General features: G+C 42.7%; 1 protein-coding gene. It reads right to left on the minus strand.

All coding sequences use genetic code 11. The features are described 5' to 3' along the window. Nucleotides 1-368 (minus strand): hypothetical protein (locus tag AC1EU0_RS19215; RefSeq protein ID WP_480304383.1); only part of this gene is annotated, 368 nt, incomplete at both ends.

Raw genomic sequence — 368 nt, forward strand, 5'->3', positions numbered from 1 at the left:
TTTGTAAAAGCCTTTGACTCATCAATTTGTTTCACCTGAGACCAGACAGTGCCGTCTTCTGAGTGCCAAACTTCATTATGACCACTATTCCCTTTGTTTCCACCGAACATCCACAGTTTGTTTTTGAATACCGCAGAAGCCGTATACAGCATTCTTTGTGGGTATTCCGTCGTAATAACCGTCTTACCGACCTTATTGCCTTTGGCAATGGTTACCCATGCTTCTTGATTTTGTTCGGCGTTGTCATCAATAAACTCAGAATCATCAATTTCTTTGCTGTAGAGGTTTTCACAGTCGGTGCCCTTTAGGGCATCACAATCATTGGTTGCACTGTATAATTGCTTGCCATCCGCATCGAGGATTCTAAG

The sequence above is a fragment of the Parashewanella sp. 2210YD4-3 genome (assembly GCF_056591735.1).